This is a genomic window from Halomonas sp. AOP25-F1-15 (genome assembly GCF_052378675.1).
In the GTDB taxonomy this organism is placed as follows: Bacteria; Pseudomonadota; Gammaproteobacteria; order Pseudomonadales; family Halomonadaceae; genus Vreelandella; species Vreelandella casei.
The window spans coordinates 537,487-553,070 of sequence record NZ_JBQSXV010000002.1 but is presented as its reverse complement, the minus strand read 5'-3'; the positions used below and the strand labels follow the sequence as shown (position 1 = coordinate 553,070).

At 55.7% G+C, this 15,584-nt stretch carries 12 protein-coding genes; 4 read left to right on the top strand and 8 right to left on the bottom strand.

What is annotated here, in order from left to right; all coding sequences use genetic code 11:
• Nucleotides 1-47: 47 nt before the first annotated feature.
• Nucleotides 48-3,383 carry a ribonuclease E gene (rne, locus tag ACT3TF_RS05855; RefSeq protein WP_444625837.1) on the top strand — a complete coding sequence of 1,112 codons (3,336 nt, stop codon included), beginning with the start codon at nt 48-50 and terminating at the stop codon, nt 3,381-3,383.
• Nucleotides 3,384-3,486: 103 nt separating this feature from the next.
• Here rne and murB read toward each other — a convergent pair whose 3' ends face one another.
• From murB to ACT3TF_RS05825, 6 genes are read right to left on the bottom strand one after another with little or no spacing between them, the layout of a single operon-like run.
• Nucleotides 3,487-4,494 (bottom strand): UDP-N-acetylmuramate dehydrogenase, encoded by a 1,008-nt coding sequence (gene murB / locus ACT3TF_RS05850; protein WP_444625878.1) that lies wholly within the window; start codon nt 4,492-4,494, stop codon nt 3,487-3,489.
• A 10-nt stretch (nt 4,495-4,504) separates the two neighbouring features.
• Nucleotides 4,505-5,308: a 3-deoxy-manno-octulosonate cytidylyltransferase gene (gene kdsB / locus ACT3TF_RS05845; RefSeq protein WP_444671762.1), complete on the bottom strand. Its 804-nt coding sequence runs from the start codon at nt 5,306-5,308 to the stop codon at nt 4,505-4,507.
• The gene (locus ACT3TF_RS05840) at nt 5,308-5,517 is read right to left on the bottom strand and encodes a Trm112 family protein (RefSeq protein WP_096280618.1); all 210 of its coding nucleotides are present in this window, start codon (nt 5,515-5,517) and stop codon (nt 5,308-5,310) included. Before ACT3TF_RS05840 ends, kdsB begins: the two co-directional genes overlap by 1 nt.
• A 13-nt stretch (nt 5,518-5,530) precedes the next feature.
• Complete coding sequence (lpxK, locus tag ACT3TF_RS05835; RefSeq protein WP_444671761.1) at nt 5,531-6,544, bottom strand: tetraacyldisaccharide 4'-kinase; 1,014 nt, start codon at nt 6,542-6,544, stop codon at nt 5,531-5,533.
• Nucleotides 6,541-8,277, bottom strand: coding sequence for a lipid A export permease/ATP-binding protein MsbA (gene msbA / locus ACT3TF_RS05830; protein WP_444625840.1), 1,737 nt, complete (start codon nt 8,275-8,277; stop codon nt 6,541-6,543). Before msbA ends, lpxK begins: the two co-directional genes overlap by 4 nt.
• Nucleotides 8,278-8,333: 56 nt before the next feature.
• Nucleotides 8,334-10,625, bottom strand: coding sequence for a DNA internalization-related competence protein ComEC/Rec2 (locus tag ACT3TF_RS05825; RefSeq protein ID WP_444671760.1), 2,292 nt, complete (start codon nt 10,623-10,625; stop codon nt 8,334-8,336).
• A 97-nt stretch (nt 10,626-10,722) separates the two neighbouring features.
• Between ACT3TF_RS05825 and ACT3TF_RS05820 the strand changes: the two genes are divergently transcribed.
• Nucleotides 10,723-11,274, top strand: coding sequence for a DUF2062 domain-containing protein (locus ACT3TF_RS05820; RefSeq protein ID WP_193062596.1), 552 nt, complete (start codon nt 10,723-10,725; stop codon nt 11,272-11,274).
• Nucleotides 11,275-11,283: 9 nt separating this feature from the next.
• Here the strand turns inward: ACT3TF_RS05820 and ACT3TF_RS05815 are convergent, their stop codons facing one another.
• Nucleotides 11,284-12,012 carry an ABC transporter ATP-binding protein gene (locus ACT3TF_RS05815; RefSeq protein ID WP_444671759.1) on the bottom strand — a complete coding sequence of 243 codons (729 nt, stop codon included), beginning with the start codon at nt 12,010-12,012 and terminating at the stop codon, nt 11,284-11,286.
• A gap of 43 nt (nt 12,013-12,055) precedes the next feature.
• Nucleotides 12,056-13,297, bottom strand: coding sequence for a lipoprotein-releasing ABC transporter permease subunit (locus ACT3TF_RS05810; protein ID WP_193062591.1), 1,242 nt, complete (start codon nt 13,295-13,297; stop codon nt 12,056-12,058).
• A 239-nt stretch (nt 13,298-13,536) separates the two neighbouring features.
• Between ACT3TF_RS05810 and ACT3TF_RS05805 the strand changes: the two genes are divergently transcribed.
• Together ACT3TF_RS05805 and ACT3TF_RS05800 are read left to right on the top strand one after the other, a co-directional pair.
• Nucleotides 13,537-14,586, top strand: coding sequence for an agmatine deiminase family protein (locus ACT3TF_RS05805; protein ID WP_444671758.1), 1,050 nt, complete (start codon nt 13,537-13,539; stop codon nt 14,584-14,586).
• A gap of 13 nt (nt 14,587-14,599) precedes the next feature.
• On the top strand, nt 14,600-15,502 hold the full coding sequence (locus ACT3TF_RS05800; RefSeq protein ID WP_444671757.1) for a carbon-nitrogen hydrolase: 903 nt from the start codon (nt 14,600-14,602) through the stop codon (nt 15,500-15,502).
• Nucleotides 15,503-15,584: the final 82 nt, after the last annotated feature.

The window sequence follows — 15,584 nt, the reverse complement described above, 5'->3', positions numbered from 1 at the left end:
GCCATGCCGTAGTTAGTTCGCCGGCACGTAACGCTATGTGAGACAACATGAAACGGATGCTTATTAATGCGACCCAGCCTGAAGAGCTGCGTGTCGCCTTGGTTGATGGACAACGCCTGTACGATTTAGATATCGAATCCGGCGCTCGAGAACAGAAAAAAGCTAATATCTATCGCGGTAAAATCACTCGTGTAGAACCTTCACTAGAAGCTGCCTTTGTCGATTACGGCGCCGACCGTCACGGCTTTTTGCCGCTTAAAGAAATCTCTCGCGAGTACTTCGTTAAAGACGTTTCCGGGCGTCCGAGCATTAAAGAAGTGCTCAAAGAAGGCCAAGAGGTCATCGTTCAGGTCGACAAAGAAGAGCGTGGCAACAAAGGTGCCGCGCTGACCACGTTTGTCAGTTTGGCAGGCCGATTTTTAGTTTTAATGCCGAACAATCCTCGTGCTGGCGGTATTTCGCGTCGCATTGAAGGAGACGAACGCAGCCAGCTCAAAGATGCTATGGGCCAGCTGACCGTGCCTGACAAAATGGGCCTGATCGTGCGCACCGCAGGCATTGGCCGCAACCCAGAAGAGCTGCAGTGGGACCTGGATTACCTAGTCCAAGTATGGGAGTCCATCACTACTGAAGCTGCTAAGCGCTCTGCTCCGTTCCTGATTTATCGTGAATCTAACGTCATCATCCGTGCCATGCGCGACTACTTACGTCAGGACATCGGCGAAGTATTGATCGATAGCCCAGAGGTTCATGCCGAAGCGCTGGGCTTTATCCGCCAGGTTATGCCCTCTTATCAGCAAAAAATTAAACTCTACTCTGATGAAGTCGCGCTGTTCTCCCGCTTCCAGATCGAATCGCAAATCGAGACAGCCTATCAGCGCGAAGTAAAGCTGCCATCTGGTGGCTCGATTGTCATCGATCACACCGAGGCCCTGGTCTCCATCGATATCAACTCCGCTCGCGCCACCCGCGGCAGCGATATCGAAGAAACCGCGCTACAGACCAACTCCGAAGCCGCCGATGAAATCGCTCGGCAGCTGCGCCTGCGCGACATCGGTGGCTTGGTGGTTATCGACTTCATCGACATGGGGCCTGCGCGCAACCAGCGTGACGTTGAAAACCGCATGCGTGACGCGCTCAAGCTAGACCGTGCGCGAGTGCAAATCGGCCGTATCTCGCGCTTTGGCTTGATGGAAATGTCTCGTCAGCGCCTGCGCCCTTCGCTGGGTGAAACCAGCGGTGTGGTTTGCCCACGTTGTAATGGCCAGGGCACCATCCGCGACGTGCGCTCGCTCTCGCTTTCCATCATGCGCCTGATTGAAGAAGAAGCCATGAAAGAGAATAGCGCGCAGATTCGCGCCATTCTGCCGGTACCGGTCGCCACCTACTTACTTAACGAAAAACGCAGCGTGTTGGCAGATCTTGAATCCCGCCAGGGTGTTCGTGTGGTGCTGCTGCCTAATCCTGATATGGATACGCCGCATTACGATGTCCAGCGCCTGCGTGATGACCATCTGGACGAAGACGACACCCAAAGCCTTTCAAGCTTTGAACTGTCTACCGATACCGAAGTAGGTAAAGAGCCTGCACCGAGCTTTGTACCCCCCGCTCAACGTGCTGAAGCTGCCGTTAAAAGCGTTACTCACAACGCACCGGCACCGGCGTCGCTGCAAACTGAAGAAAAAGCGCCTGCGCCTGCTCCCACGCCTACTGCGACCAAAGCAGCTCCAGCCCCTAGCGAGCAGCCTAGCGTTATTGGTCGCTTCATGCGCGGCTTTGCAAAGCTCTTAGGCAGCGACGATACGTCCGCTGAGCCAGCGGCTGCGGCGAAGGTTGAAACGCCAGCGCCACGTCGTCCAAGTGAGCGTAGAAGCAGCCAGCGTAACAGCGAGTCTCGTCAGCGCTCCGCGCGCGGTGAGCGCAATGACAGCAATAGCAGTAGAAACGAGTCGCGCAGCGAAAGCCCTGCCAAAACTGAGCAAAAGGCTGAGCCACGCAGCAGCACGCCACGCTCAGTGAGCGATGAGAATAGCGATAAACGCAGTGGCCCTAGCCGCACGCGCAATCGTCGCCGCCATCCTCAGCAAAACGAAAACACTGCGCAAGACAGCGTTAATACCGCAAAAGACAGCCACAGCAACAATGTTGCTAGCAAGCCCGCCGCCCAGAAAGAGCCGCGGCGCGAACCAGCTCGCGACAATCAGCGCGAGGAAACGGTTCAACAGCCGGCTAATGCTACCGCCCAGCCGAAAGTCCAGCAGGATGACGATAAGCCCAAGCGTACGCGTAACAACCCACGTAATCGTTCGCGCACCCAGGCTATTAATCCTCAGGCAGAAGCCGAGCAGCTAAAACTGCAGGCCGAAGCGCCAAGCGAAGCACTAGAGGCCACGCCAACGCCAAGCGAAGCACCTGCCGAACAGCCCGTGGTCAGTGAAGCGACTGCTAGTGAAGTGCCTGTTAGTGAAGCACAGACGGCGAAATCGGCAGATAACGACAATGACGCTGACAACACGACGACGGCTGAACGCCCCGTGACGGAGAATGCCAAAGCGCGCAGATCAACGCACCAGCGCCGCCAGCCTAAAGCGGCTCCGACAGCGCCTGAGGCAGAAACTACTGAGCTGCCAGAAGCCTTTGCTAAACCAAGCGAGCCGGTGACCTCAGCCAGCAACGCGCCTGCGGCAGAGCCTTCGCAAGCGACCGAAATTGAAACGCTTACGGAGCAGCCAGACGTTCAGCAGGCCCCGGCAAGTCAACATGCGTCCCACGCTGACGAACCCGTCATGACTGAACGCGCTGAAACGCCGCGCGCCGCCGATCCGACCATCAGCGCGGATCAAAGTGAATCAAGCAGCAATAGCCAGTCCGCTGCCTCCAGCGACGCTGACGAAACTCACCAGCAAGCAGCCGCTTCTAGTGTTCCTGAACATATCGTTGAGGCTCAACAGCCAGCGCCTGCGGCTGAAGAACAGCCTAGCGTGATATTGCAAGGCGCTGAGCAACAGGCATCTGGACAGCAGGCGTCTGAGCAACAGGATTTTGAAAAACAAAGTTTTGAAAAACAAGACTTTGAAATCCAAGAGCCTGAAAGCCAAGAGCCTGAAAAACAGGCTGCCGAGATCAGTGCTGAACAATCAGTCGTTGAGCCACAGGCTAGCCCTGCACCAACAGCGCAAGCAGAGCCTCAGCCCAGCCTCCCGTTAGCCAATGAAGCGCAAGCTGAGACAACGACCGCTGAAGAAGTACCTGCTGAAGCATCTGTTGAAGCATCTGTTGCAGCACCTATTGAAGAGATGCCGAAGCCTCGTCGGCGCACTCGTGCGCACAACGATCCACGCGAGAAGCGTAAACAGACACAGCAAGACACGCTCCCAGAATAAATTGATGGTGTGTGGCAACAGCAAAATCCCCGCTTCGGCGGGGATTTTTTTGTTTCGCATTTGCATTAGCTTATGTATTGGCGCCGCTCAGTTTAGGGCAGATTTAAGGATTAATTAAACGCGGCTCTGGCGATAGTCGTACGCCAAAGCGCGCCTCCACCTGAACAGCAATGTAGCTGGCTATTTTCATCAAGCCATGGCGATCGCCGCCACCAAAATGCACCAGCACCAGCGCCTGATGTTGATGAACCCCAAAGACACCATCACGCATCCCCTTTAAACCGCACTGGTCGATCAACCAGCCAGCCGCCAGCTTTGTCTGCCCTTTCATTTGAGGGAAATGCGGCATATCAGGATACTGACGCAGCAGACGGGCCGCCTGGTCATCAGATATCAGAGGGTTTTTAAAAAAACTCCCTGCATTGGCAAGCACCTTTGGGTCAGGCAATTTTTCACGCCTAATCGTACAGACCGCCTCAGCGACCTCAAGCGGCGTGGGCACCGGCGATAACCGAGCGGCAAGATCACCATAGCCAAGCTGCGGGGCAGGCTTTCGTGATAAGCGCAAAACTAACTGAGTAATGACTACTTTATCCGCCATCGCCCCTTTAAACACGCTGTCGCGATAGCCAAACTGGCACTCCTGCGCGCTTAACCAGGCAAGTTGGCCGGAGGCAACCTCCATGACCTGCACCGACTGAAGCGTATCGGCAAGCTCTACACCGTAGGCACCAATATTTTGCACCGGCGCCGCTCCGCAGCTGCCAGGGATCAGCGCAAGGTTCTCGATCCCCCACAGCCCTCGCCGGGCGGTCGCCATTACTAAGGCATGCCAGTTTACGCCCGCGCCCACATGCACTAGCACATGGCCCTGCTGCTGGCTGAGCCACCATTGACTAAGCGCCGGACGTACCGTCAAGCCCGGTAACTGCTCGGGCAGTAGCACATTACTGCCGCCGCCTAATAGCGTGATTGGCCACTCCTGGCAGCGCGCTTTCGCTAGGGTACTACGCAGCGCGGACAAGGTACCTGGGGCTGAAAAACGCTCAGCCCGGCATGGTAGCGCCAGCGTATTGGCGGACGTGAGATCCACATGACGAGTAATATTCAACTCAGCCACTTTAAGCACTTGGCTCGGCAAATAGCGCGCGTACTCGCTCTAAATCCTCAGCGGTATCGACACCGGCGGGATTTACTTCGCAGGCTAAAGCCACCTGAATAACGTGACCATGCTGTAGTGCACGCAGCTGTTCGAGCTGTTCGAGCTGCTCAAGACTCGACGCTGGCCAATCGAGATACGCCTCTAGGAAACGCACACGATAAGCATAAATGCCGATATGACGCAGCCATTGATCGCTCGCTAGTAGCGTGGGCGGCTGTTTAAAATGCTCGCGATCCCAGGGAATCGGCGCACGAGAAAAGTACAGCGCTCGCCCCTGCAGAGTGCGCACCACCTTGACCACATTGGGATTAAACAGCGACGCCATGTCGCTAATCGGCTCTGCCAGCGTTGCTATCGATGCCTCTTGGTCCTCAGCCAGGCGCAAAGCCACCTGGTCGATCAAGGTTGGAGGAATCAACGGCTCGTCGCCCTGGACGTTAACCAGCAGCGCATCTGCCGGCAAGGCCAAACTAGTCGCCACTTCGGCCAAGCGATCAGTGCCCGAAGGGTGATCATTGCGCGTCATGATCACCTCAGCGCCATAAGCCTGCATAGCATCGCGTATGCGCGCATCGTCGGTTGCAATCACCACCCGACTAGCATGGCTTTGGCAAGCACGCCGCCAAACGTGCGCGATCATTGGCTCACCGGCAATCTCAAGCAGCGGCTTACCGGGTAACCGGGAAGAGCCATAGCGCGCAGGTACAACAGCGGTAAATTCAGGAAAGGTGACGTCAGGCGTCGTAAAATCAGTAACAGCCATTAAGCGTCTCCAGTGCGTCCCGGCGACGTAGGCAGCTTTTCATCGGCATCCATTGCGCGGGCTTCTTCCGGCAGCATGACAGGGATACCTTCTTGAATGGGATAGGCCAAGCCATCGTAATGGCAGCGAAGCTCTTGCCCCTCACGATCATATTTTAGCTTACCGTTACACAACGGGCAGACCAGCATTGCCAGCAGTTCCTTATCCATGCGAACGTCTCCTCTAGGAAAGTGCCGACAGTCGCGCTGCCAGCCAGTGCTCAAATTCGGATGGAAGCGTCGCTTCCACGTCTAATATCCAGCTATTGGGCGGTGCCAAGTCATAACACTTTACGGCGTCTTTGGCCGTCATCACCACTGGCCGCGACTCTGCAAAGCTTAGCGCCTCAGCATTAAAACGCTGATGGTCTGCTAACGGGTGCCAGTCACCCTCGACTCCGAGAGTAGATAACGTCCGAAAAAAGCGCTCGGGATGACCGATGCCCGCCACGCCATGCACCGGCAATGCAAACGGCAAAGGTGTTAACGGGAAGCGAGTGCCGTCTGCCAGACGTCGCCAGCACACCGGTGCCAGATGCATATGAGTGACCGGCGCAACGGGTAGCGGCTGCTTTAAATCCCCATTGACGATCACCGCATCGACTCGCTGTAGCCGACTAGGCGATTCGCGCAGCGGCCCGGCTGGCAGGCAATAACCGTTACCAAGGCCTCGGGTGCCATCAACAACGAGCAGCTCGATATCTCTAGCCAGTGCCAGGTGCTGTAAACCATCGTCACTGAGAACAATATCGCACCCCGCCGCTATCAGCGCCTGCACACCCCGTACGCGATTGGGATCCGCCACCACCGGCAGCCCGGTTTGCTGTGCCAGCATGAGCGGCTCATCGCCACTTTCAGCCACCTTCGTACTGGCCGTCACTCGCAGTGGATAATGCGGCGCTTTTCCGCCATAGCCGCGCGTCACAATCCCCGGCGTGTAGCCCTGCCCCACCAGCCAGCTAGCGAGCCAGGCCACCAAAGGGGATTTACCCGTTCCGCCAAGGGTGATATTGCCAACCACAATGATCGGCACCGGCGCCTTCCAAGAGGCTTTTCTTCCGCGCCGGTAGGCTTGTTCACGACGCGCCATGCCCAGCTGGTACAGAGCCCCTAGCGGTTTAAGTAGCGCTAGCCAGCGGCTGCCTTGATAAGCGGCTTTTAGCCATCGTTCTGCTAGCGTTTTCGCAGGCAGCTTCATACCGCTTCTTGGAACTGTAGTTGATACAGTGCCGCGTAGGCACCGCCCACTTCAAGCAGCGCCTGATGGGAGCCTTCCTCGATGATACGCCCTTGATCCATCACCACAATTCGGTCAGCTCGCTCAATAGTCGAAAGCCGGTGTGCAATGACCAGCGTGGTGCGCCCCTCACAAACTCGCTCAAGGGCTTTTTGAATATAGCGCTCAGACTCAGTGTCCAGTGCCGACGTTGCTTCATCTAGTATTAGCAATGGCGCATCCTTAAAGATGGCTCTGGCAATTGCCAAACGCTGGCGCTGTCCGCCCGACAGCATAACGCCATTTTCACCGACCGTGGTGGCATAGCCGTTGGGCAGTTTATCGATAAATTCATGCGCATAGGCAGCCTCGGCGGCGGCTTTAATCGCCTGCATATCAGGATTGGCTACACCGTAAGCAATGTTATCGGCAATCGAGGCATTAAATAGCGTCACCTGCTGAGAGACCAGCGCAATCTGCTGACGCAGCGGCCCTAGCGCGTAGTCATCAACATTGATGCCATCAATGGTAATCGCGCCCTGGCTAGACCGATAAAATCGCGGTAACAGACTAACCAGTGTCGACTTTCCGCTCCCCGAGCGCCCGACGATGGCGACTAACTCTCCAGGTGCCAAGTGAAGGTTAATGTCATGCAGTACGTCAGGCTGGTCGTCGGCGTAGCGAAAGCTGACGTTATCAATCACGACATCGCCTTTTAAACGGCTGGCTATGTGCTTTCCAGTGTCCTGTTCAGGCGACATATCCAGCAGTCCAAATAGCTCCGATGCCGCGGCCAGTCCTTTTTGGATTTCACCATTAATCTCAGTCAGTTGGCGCACTGGCTTAATCATCAGCGCTGCCGCTGTAATAAACGCCACGAACTCACCGGGCGTCATGCTGGCCATTAGCGAGGGCGACATGGCAAGCCAAACCAGCAGCGCCATGGAGATGGCCACGAGCATCAAAATCACCGGCGAGCTAACGGCGCGCGTCATGGCTTCCTTCATACTTTGACGGCGGTTCTCTTCGCTCACTCGCGCAAAGCGCTGCTTCTCATAAGCTTCAGCACCATGCGTACGCACGACGCGATAACCCGAAAGGGCTTCCGAGGCAATGTGGGTCACATCGCCCATAGAGTGTTGAATGCGTTTTGAAATACGTCTAAATCGCTTACTTACATAGCTAACCACCACGGCGATGATTGGCGTCACACCCAAAAACAGCAGTGTTAACATCCAGTTCGTCCAAAGCAGATAGAGAATCAAACCAATTACGAAGAGGCCTTCGCGAAGAATGATGGTCACTGCTTTGGTGGCTGCTCCGGCCACCTGCTCAACATGATAGGTTACTCGCGACACCAGCTGGCCGCTCGAATGATGATCAAAAAACCAGCCGGGAAGATGAAGCAAATGGGCGAACACATCGCAGCGCAGCGTGTGGATCACGTAGCGCCCAACGTAGGACATGAAATAGGTACTTAGGAAGGTGCCAACCCCACGGGCGAAAAACATAATAATGACAAACAGTGGCAGAAATAGCCGGAAGGCTGCATCTGGGTTTTGAATGCCATCAATCAGGCGCTTCATCATCTCCGCCAATGCGGTGCTTGATGCGGCATAAACCACAAACCCCACCAGCGCCAGCGCAAACGCCTGCCAATGTGGCTTAACGTAGCTCAACAACCGCTTATAGACATCCCAACTTGAATCGGTCACACGCGCTCCTGGCAATAGTGTGCAGTGCGCTGAATTCTACCTTAAGGCGGCGTGCTTCAACACCGGTTGCGTTGTCCAGATAGCTTACGTGTCGTTTTGATTTGTATGAGATCGTTAGCATCTAGCCAAAAACGCAGCGCGCCATCCTGCGCGGTGCTCCATAAACAGCTATTTTCATAGCGAAAACGTCGTACCACTTGATCAGCCGGGTGTTGGAACTGATTGCTTTTTCCTGCGCTGAAAATAACGTGCTGGGGCGTCGTATGGCGCACAAACTGAATACCCGAGCTAGTGCGGCTGCCGTGATGCCCAGCCACCAGCACACTGACCGGCGAGCGCACGTCCTGCAACATGTCGTGTAATAAGCGCCGCTCTATGTCGGCACCGACATCGCCGGTTATCAACAGTCTGTGCTCGCCTACGCTGACTTCCAATACGCAGGAGCGATCGTTAGCAGAAAGCGTATTAGCACCGGCAGGTGGCCAGAGAATACGAAAGCCAACCCCATCGCGCTCCCATGCCTGGCCTCGCGCGCAAGCAACGCTTGGCACGGGCAGTGATTCTCCTAAGGGGGCCAGCCACTGATTGACCTGGTGATCAGAGAGTAACGCCTCAACCCCACCTGCGTGGTCGTTATCGGCGTGGCTAATAATCACTTGATCAAAACGCTGCCCCGGCGACCACAGCGTCTCTAAGGGCATAAACCCACCCCTAAACCGCGGCCCTGCATCATAGAGAAGACGATAGTGCTGACTACGCAGCTCGATCAACTGCCCCTGGCCCACATCGTGCACGCTCACTCTAATAACGCCTGGCGCAAACGGCGGTGCAAGCGACCACCAAGGCAACGCAACTATCAGCGCGGTCGAAAGTAGCCGCAGTCCAGGCAGAACACCCGGTAACCCCCAGCACAGCGACAATAGCAGCAGTGCAAAGGCTAGCGGATACGTCAGCAGTCGGTCAGGCTCCCAAAGCGGCCATTGTTGCGACGACAGCGTCAGTAAAAGATGAAAAACGTTGAGCGCTGCCTCAAATATCCACCACGCCACATGGCCCACGAGAGGAAATGGCGCTAGCAGCCAGCCTAATAGCGCCGTAGGCACCATGATCGAGCTAACCCAGGGCACGGCAACTAAGTTAATCAGCGGAGCCACCGGGGCCACTCTGCCAAACGCCACCAGCACAGCGGCGGCCATGAGCGGGGCTAAGAGTAATTGCGTTCGGATCAGCGCCCAGCACCACCCTTTAATACCCCGCGGGCGTTGACACCCCTGCCAAATAACGATTAACCATGCGACGGCAACAAAGGACAGCCACATACCAGGCCGCCATAAAGCCAGAGGATCAAACATCAGCACTAGCGCGAGTGCCAGCCACCATGCTTGCCAAGCGCCGGGGGCATGTCGACCGCTAAGTACCCACAGGCCAATTAGCGTCATCACCATTGCTCGCATAGCGGGCGGCGCCATTCCCGCGAGTACGGCGTATGCGACGCAGCCCGCTGCTGCTGCCCACCATGGCCAGACTCGCATGCGCCAGTTGCCGGGAGTTAATAGCCGTGCAGCGAGCTTTGCTAATAGCAGTACAAACGAAGCTACCAAGCCAACGTGTAATCCCGAAATAACCACCAAGTGGGTGGTGCCGGTGGCATTTAGCAGCGACCAATCATCTTGTGTCAGCTGGCCGCTTTCACCTAGCGTCAGCGCCGCCAACCAGCGCTGGGTGCGTTCGCTGAGTGCTTGTTGTGATAAGAAGTCTAGCGCTAGCTGGCGCAAGGAGACGCTAGCGGTCGATAGCCGTTCAGCCTGGGGATCCTGACGCAGATACCCCGTCGCATGAATACCTTCTCGCCAGAGCCACTGCTCAAAATTGAAAGTATGCGGATTGGCAAAACCACCAGGAGGACGCAAACGCAGCGTCATTCGCCACTGTTCCCCTGGCTTAAACACCTCATCGCTATAGGCCGATACCCGCACTTTGGAAAGTGCCGAGCAGCTAGGGCGCTGCGCCGGGCTATGGCACGTATCAAGCGCAAGCAATAGTCGAGTAGCCTGAGAAGATGGTACAGAGAGCGGCTGAGCTGTTAAAACGGTTGCTTCAACAACGACATCTTCACCGCTTAACCCGGCCGGCAGGCGGCCAGACCACTCGCGCTGTACGTTAACAAACACCCAGAGACCGATTAAAAGCCAAATACCAAAACGCGGGCGCCACGTCATCACAAACAACGTAGCCACAAAGCCCCACCCGAGCGCGCTGGATGTCACCCCTACCAAAGTGCTATACCAAGCAAAAAATCCCCCGCTCAATGCCGCAAAAGCGGCTGGCATAGCAACACCGAACCGCATGCAGCTCTCCTTTGCGTTAGCTCATTCACTGTCCAGCATAGCTTAAGGGCGACGCTATATGGATAATAGGCGAGATCGATAGGTAAGAGTGTCCGCTATGCCGCGCCGATTCCTGCAGCGCTACATGCCCAAACCCGACACTATCAGGAAACAGCGCTCATTACGGTTCTTAGCGCCGCTGATTGCAGACCCGGGGTTGTGGCTTTTAACTCGCCGAAGCGTTGCGAATGCGTTTAGCGTGGGCGTGTTTTGCGCCATGCTGCCCATTCCTTTTCAAATGGTGGTGGCAGCGCTGGGCGCTCGCTTAACGCGCTGTAACTTAGCGCTATCAATCGGCCTAGTATGGATTACCAATCCTCTAACGATGCCACTCATTTTCTACGGCAACTACCGAATTGGCACATTTATACTCGGCGCGCCGGTGCGGGAGGCTCCTTCTAGGATTTCAACGCACTGGATTGCCGAACAGATGCACGACATTATGCCGCCGCTGATCGTCGGATCATTAGTAACAGCGTTTTTTTTAGCCATCGTCGCCAATATTGGTATTCGCCTGATTTGGCGCTGGCACGTTTCTTATAATTGGAAACGCCGCCGCCTAAAACGTCGGCAGCGGCGTGCGCGCATCGAAGCAGAGTTTGATGACTGAGCTGGATGACTAAAGGGCGGGCGTTTGCTCGATAAGTTTTCCTGCATCCAGCTTGAGTACGCGATCTTGATGAGCAGCCAAGCCAACGTCATGAGTCACAATGACAAACGCGCAGGCGCTTTCTTTTGCCAACTCATCCATCAGTGCCAAAATAGTGGCTGCCGTGGTCTGATCCAGGTTGCCCGTCGGCTCATCCATTAAGACCAGGCTTGGATCCGTCACCAGCGCACGAGCGATCGCCACGCGCTGACGCTCGCCTCCGGACAGCTCACCAGGCCGATGATTAGCCCGCGGCGTCATGCCTACTCGCTCAAGTATTTGCATAGCGCGCTGCTCGGCCATTTTTTTCGACTGACCGCGAATAATCAGCGGCAAAGCAGCGTTTTCAACAGCGCTGAACTCCGCCAACAAATGGTGGAATTGATACACAAAACCAATATAGCGATTACGGAAGTTGCCAAGCGCCGTTTCATTTAAGCCTGCTAGCGGCTCTCCGGCAATGGTCACGCTGCCTTCACTGGGGCGGTCAAGGCCGCCCAGTAAATTCAATAGCGTTGTCTTACCTGAACCCGAACTGCCGACGATAGCCACCCGCTCTCCGGCACGCACCTGCAAGTTGAGCTGGTCCAGCACCGTAAGTTCTTGGGGCCCTTCGGTATAGACCCTGCTCAGCGCCTGGCAATCGAGCATCACCGCCGCGTCTTGGCGTGTGTTCAGAGGCATCGTATTCATAGACATCCTGGCATCCTTATTGCTGCTCTCATTATTGCCGCTCTCATGACTACTCATAGCGCAATACATCAGCAGGCTGAACCCGCGCTGCGCGCCAAGCGGGATAGAGCGTTGATAGGAACGTCAATCCAAAAGCGGCCAACACGATACGACTGACATCACTCCACTCCAGACGTGAGGGCAGATCACTGATGAAGTAAACCCCGGCATCTAGAAACTGAATGCCCAGCGTTCCTTCGACCCAACCAATGAGGTCCGCAATCGTTAGCGCGAGCAGCACCCCCACCGCAACACCAATGGCGATACCAATAATCCCGATCGCCATACCTTGAACAATAAAAATGCCCATAATCGAGCTTGGCTTAGCACCAATAGTGCGCAGAATGGCGATATCTGCCCGCTTGTCGGTGACGACCATGACCAGTGTCGAAACGATATTAAACGCTGCCACGGCAATAATGACGGTGAGCAGTAGCGCAATCATGCGCTTTTCCATTTGTATCGCTTGAAACAGATTACCCTGGGTAAACGTCCAGTCGCTGCCGCGATAGCCGGAACCAAGCTCATTGATAATGGCCTGGGTTTCGCTGCTAGCCGCAAACAGATCATCCAACTCTAGACGCAAACCGCCCACTGCATCGCCTAAACGCGCAAGGGTCTGCATATCTTCAATATTGGCATAAGCCAAGTTGGCATCAAGCTCAGCGCCGACGCTAAAAATACCGCTGACGGTAAAGCGCTTTAAGCGCGGAAAGACCCCGGCGGGCGTAATCGATGCTTCGGGCACTAACAGCGTGACCCGATCGCCCACGCCAACACCCAAACTGCGTGCCAGTGCCGAGCCCATCACCACGTGCCATTCACCGGGCACAAGGTCAGCCAACTTACCCTCACGCATGTGATCGCTGATGATGGACACCTTATCTTCCCACTCAGGATTAATGCCATTGACCATAGCGCCTTGATTGCGACCACCGACCGAAAACATACCCTGCTGTTCAACATAGGGCGCTGCGCCGATAACACGCTCACGCTGCATCAACTGCTCAGCCAACGACTGCCATTCAACTAAGCCTTCCCGGGACTCAATTTTAGCATGGGGCACCATCCCCAAAATGCGTGTGCGCAGCTCGTGATCGAAGCCGTTCATCACCGACAACACCAGGATAAGGACCGCAACGCCCAGCATTAATCCCAGCATTGAGGTCAGCGAAATAAAAGAAATAAAGTGGTTTCGGCGTTTAGCGCGCACGTAGCGCAGCCCCACCAGAAAAGGCAAACGATCAAGCATGGCGTGATTCCTTATCAATAAGCGCTCATGGTACGGTTTTTTTAATGTCTCTGCATGCTCAAACAGCCATTAGAGCGGTCTACACCGTGAGCGTTCACAGCGCATGCTTGCAACTTACCTCGCCACCGCCTACATTGCGGCGATTTACTGCTTGTCGCAGTGTAAGCTAGTGTTTCTAGAGGCTGCCTGCAATCTACTCGATACACTCTTCGCAAAGGGCATTCAAGACGTTGGCTACTATGACTTATCGCTTACTACCCGAATGGCATCCACAGGATGGTATTCAGCTTACTTGGCCTCGTCACGACGGCGATTGGGCGCCCCTACTGGCTTGCATCGAAGCGACTCTTGAACGCATTGTAGTGGCCACTGCGCGCTATCAACGCGTCCTAATTTGCGTACCGAATGAGCTGACGAAAGAACGCCTAGCGGCCACCTTCGCGGCCTATCAAGTGCCGAGTGAACGACTACTGCTGATCGTTGCCCCCACCGATGATACCTGGGCGCGGGATCATGGGCCGATTACCGTCGTAGACGAAGATGGCCAGCGATTAATGCTCGATTTCACCTTCACAGGCTGGGGCGGTAAGTTTCCCGCTGAGCACGATAATCAGTTGACTCAGCGACTTGCTGACGCAGGCGTTTGGTCATGCCCCATAGCGTCGCGAGATTTAGTGCTGGAAGGCGGCGGCATCGAAACAGATGGCGAAGGCACTCTACTGACCACCGAAGCCTGCTTACTGAACGCTAATCGCAATCCCACGCTCTCGCGTACAGACGTAGAAGCACAGCTGGCGGCAGATTTTGGCGTTGACCGCGTGCTGTGGCTGGCTAACGGTCATCTAGAAGGCGATGACACCGACAGCCATATTGATACGCTCGCACGCTTCTGTGATCCGGCGACCATTGCCTACGTGCGTTGCGATGATCCTAATGACGCGCACTACCCGGCACTAGCGGCGATGGAGCAGGAGCTTCAACACTTTCGACAACGTAATGGCGAGCCCTACCGTCTTATTGCGCTGCCCTGGCCACAGGCCTGCTTCGACCCAGACGACGGCCATCGCCTACCGGCGACGTACGCTAACTTTTTGATCATCAATCAAGCCGTACTAGTACCCACCTATGGTGACCCAGCCGACGTCGCAGCCCTTCAGGCGCTAGCGTTAGCATTTCCAGAGCACACGCTTATCCCGATCGAGTGCAATAGCGTTATTCGCCAACACGGCAGCCTACACTGCTTAACCATGCAGCTACCCCAAGGCACGCTGGCAGCGCTCACTACTTGATAAAGGAGTCATCATGTCGACTACGCTAACCGTAGGGGTTGTTCAACAATCTGCTTGGCCAGATAAAGCCCAAAGCCTAGCCGTGAGCGAGCAAGGTATTCGCGATGCCGTTCGCCAAGGTGCTCAACTGGTGTTGCTTCAAGAGCTACATGCCACCCATTATTTTTGCCAGTTTGAGGATCCTGCCCTGTTCGACTTGGCTGAACCGCTTGATGGGCCAACGGGACAGCGCCTGGCCGCGCTCGCACAGGAGCTTGATATTGTGCTGGTCGGCTCACTATTTGAACGTCGCGCGCCGGGCCTATATCACAATACCGCAGTGGTATATGACCGGGCTAAAGGCCGCGTAGGTCAGTACCGAAAAATGCATATCCCCGATGACCCGGGCTTTTACGAGAAATTTTACTTCACCCCTGGCGACTACGACAGCGCGCGCGGCGAAGGATTTACGCCGATTGAAACTTCGCTAGGGCGCCTGGGCGTGCTGGTCTGCTGGGACCAATGGTATCCAGAAGCAGCGCGACTGATGGCTCTCGCGGGTGCGGACTTATTGCTTTATCCGACGGCGATTGGCTGGGACCCAAGCGATGACGAAGCCGAGCACGTTCGCCAAAAAGACGCCTGGATGATCATTCAGCGTGCTCACGGCGTGGCGAATGGCCTGCCTGTGATAGTAGCCAACCGGGTAGGGTTTGAAGCAGACCACTCTGGCGTTGGCGGCGGCATTCAGTTCTGGGGCGGCAGCTTTATTTGCGGACCGCAGGGGGAGCTATTAGCGCATGCAAAAGAAGACGCGGAGCAGCTAGTGGTTACACTGGACATGGCGCGCAGTGAAAACACGCGGCGTATATGGCCCTACCTGCGAGACCGTCGCGTGGATGCCTACGCAGATATGACCCGCCGCTATCGTGACTAAGTAAAGCCGAATGTTCTTCATACGTTAAACGCAATATTCGTTTCACTAGCATACAAAAACGCCTGCCCCAATGAAGATAGGG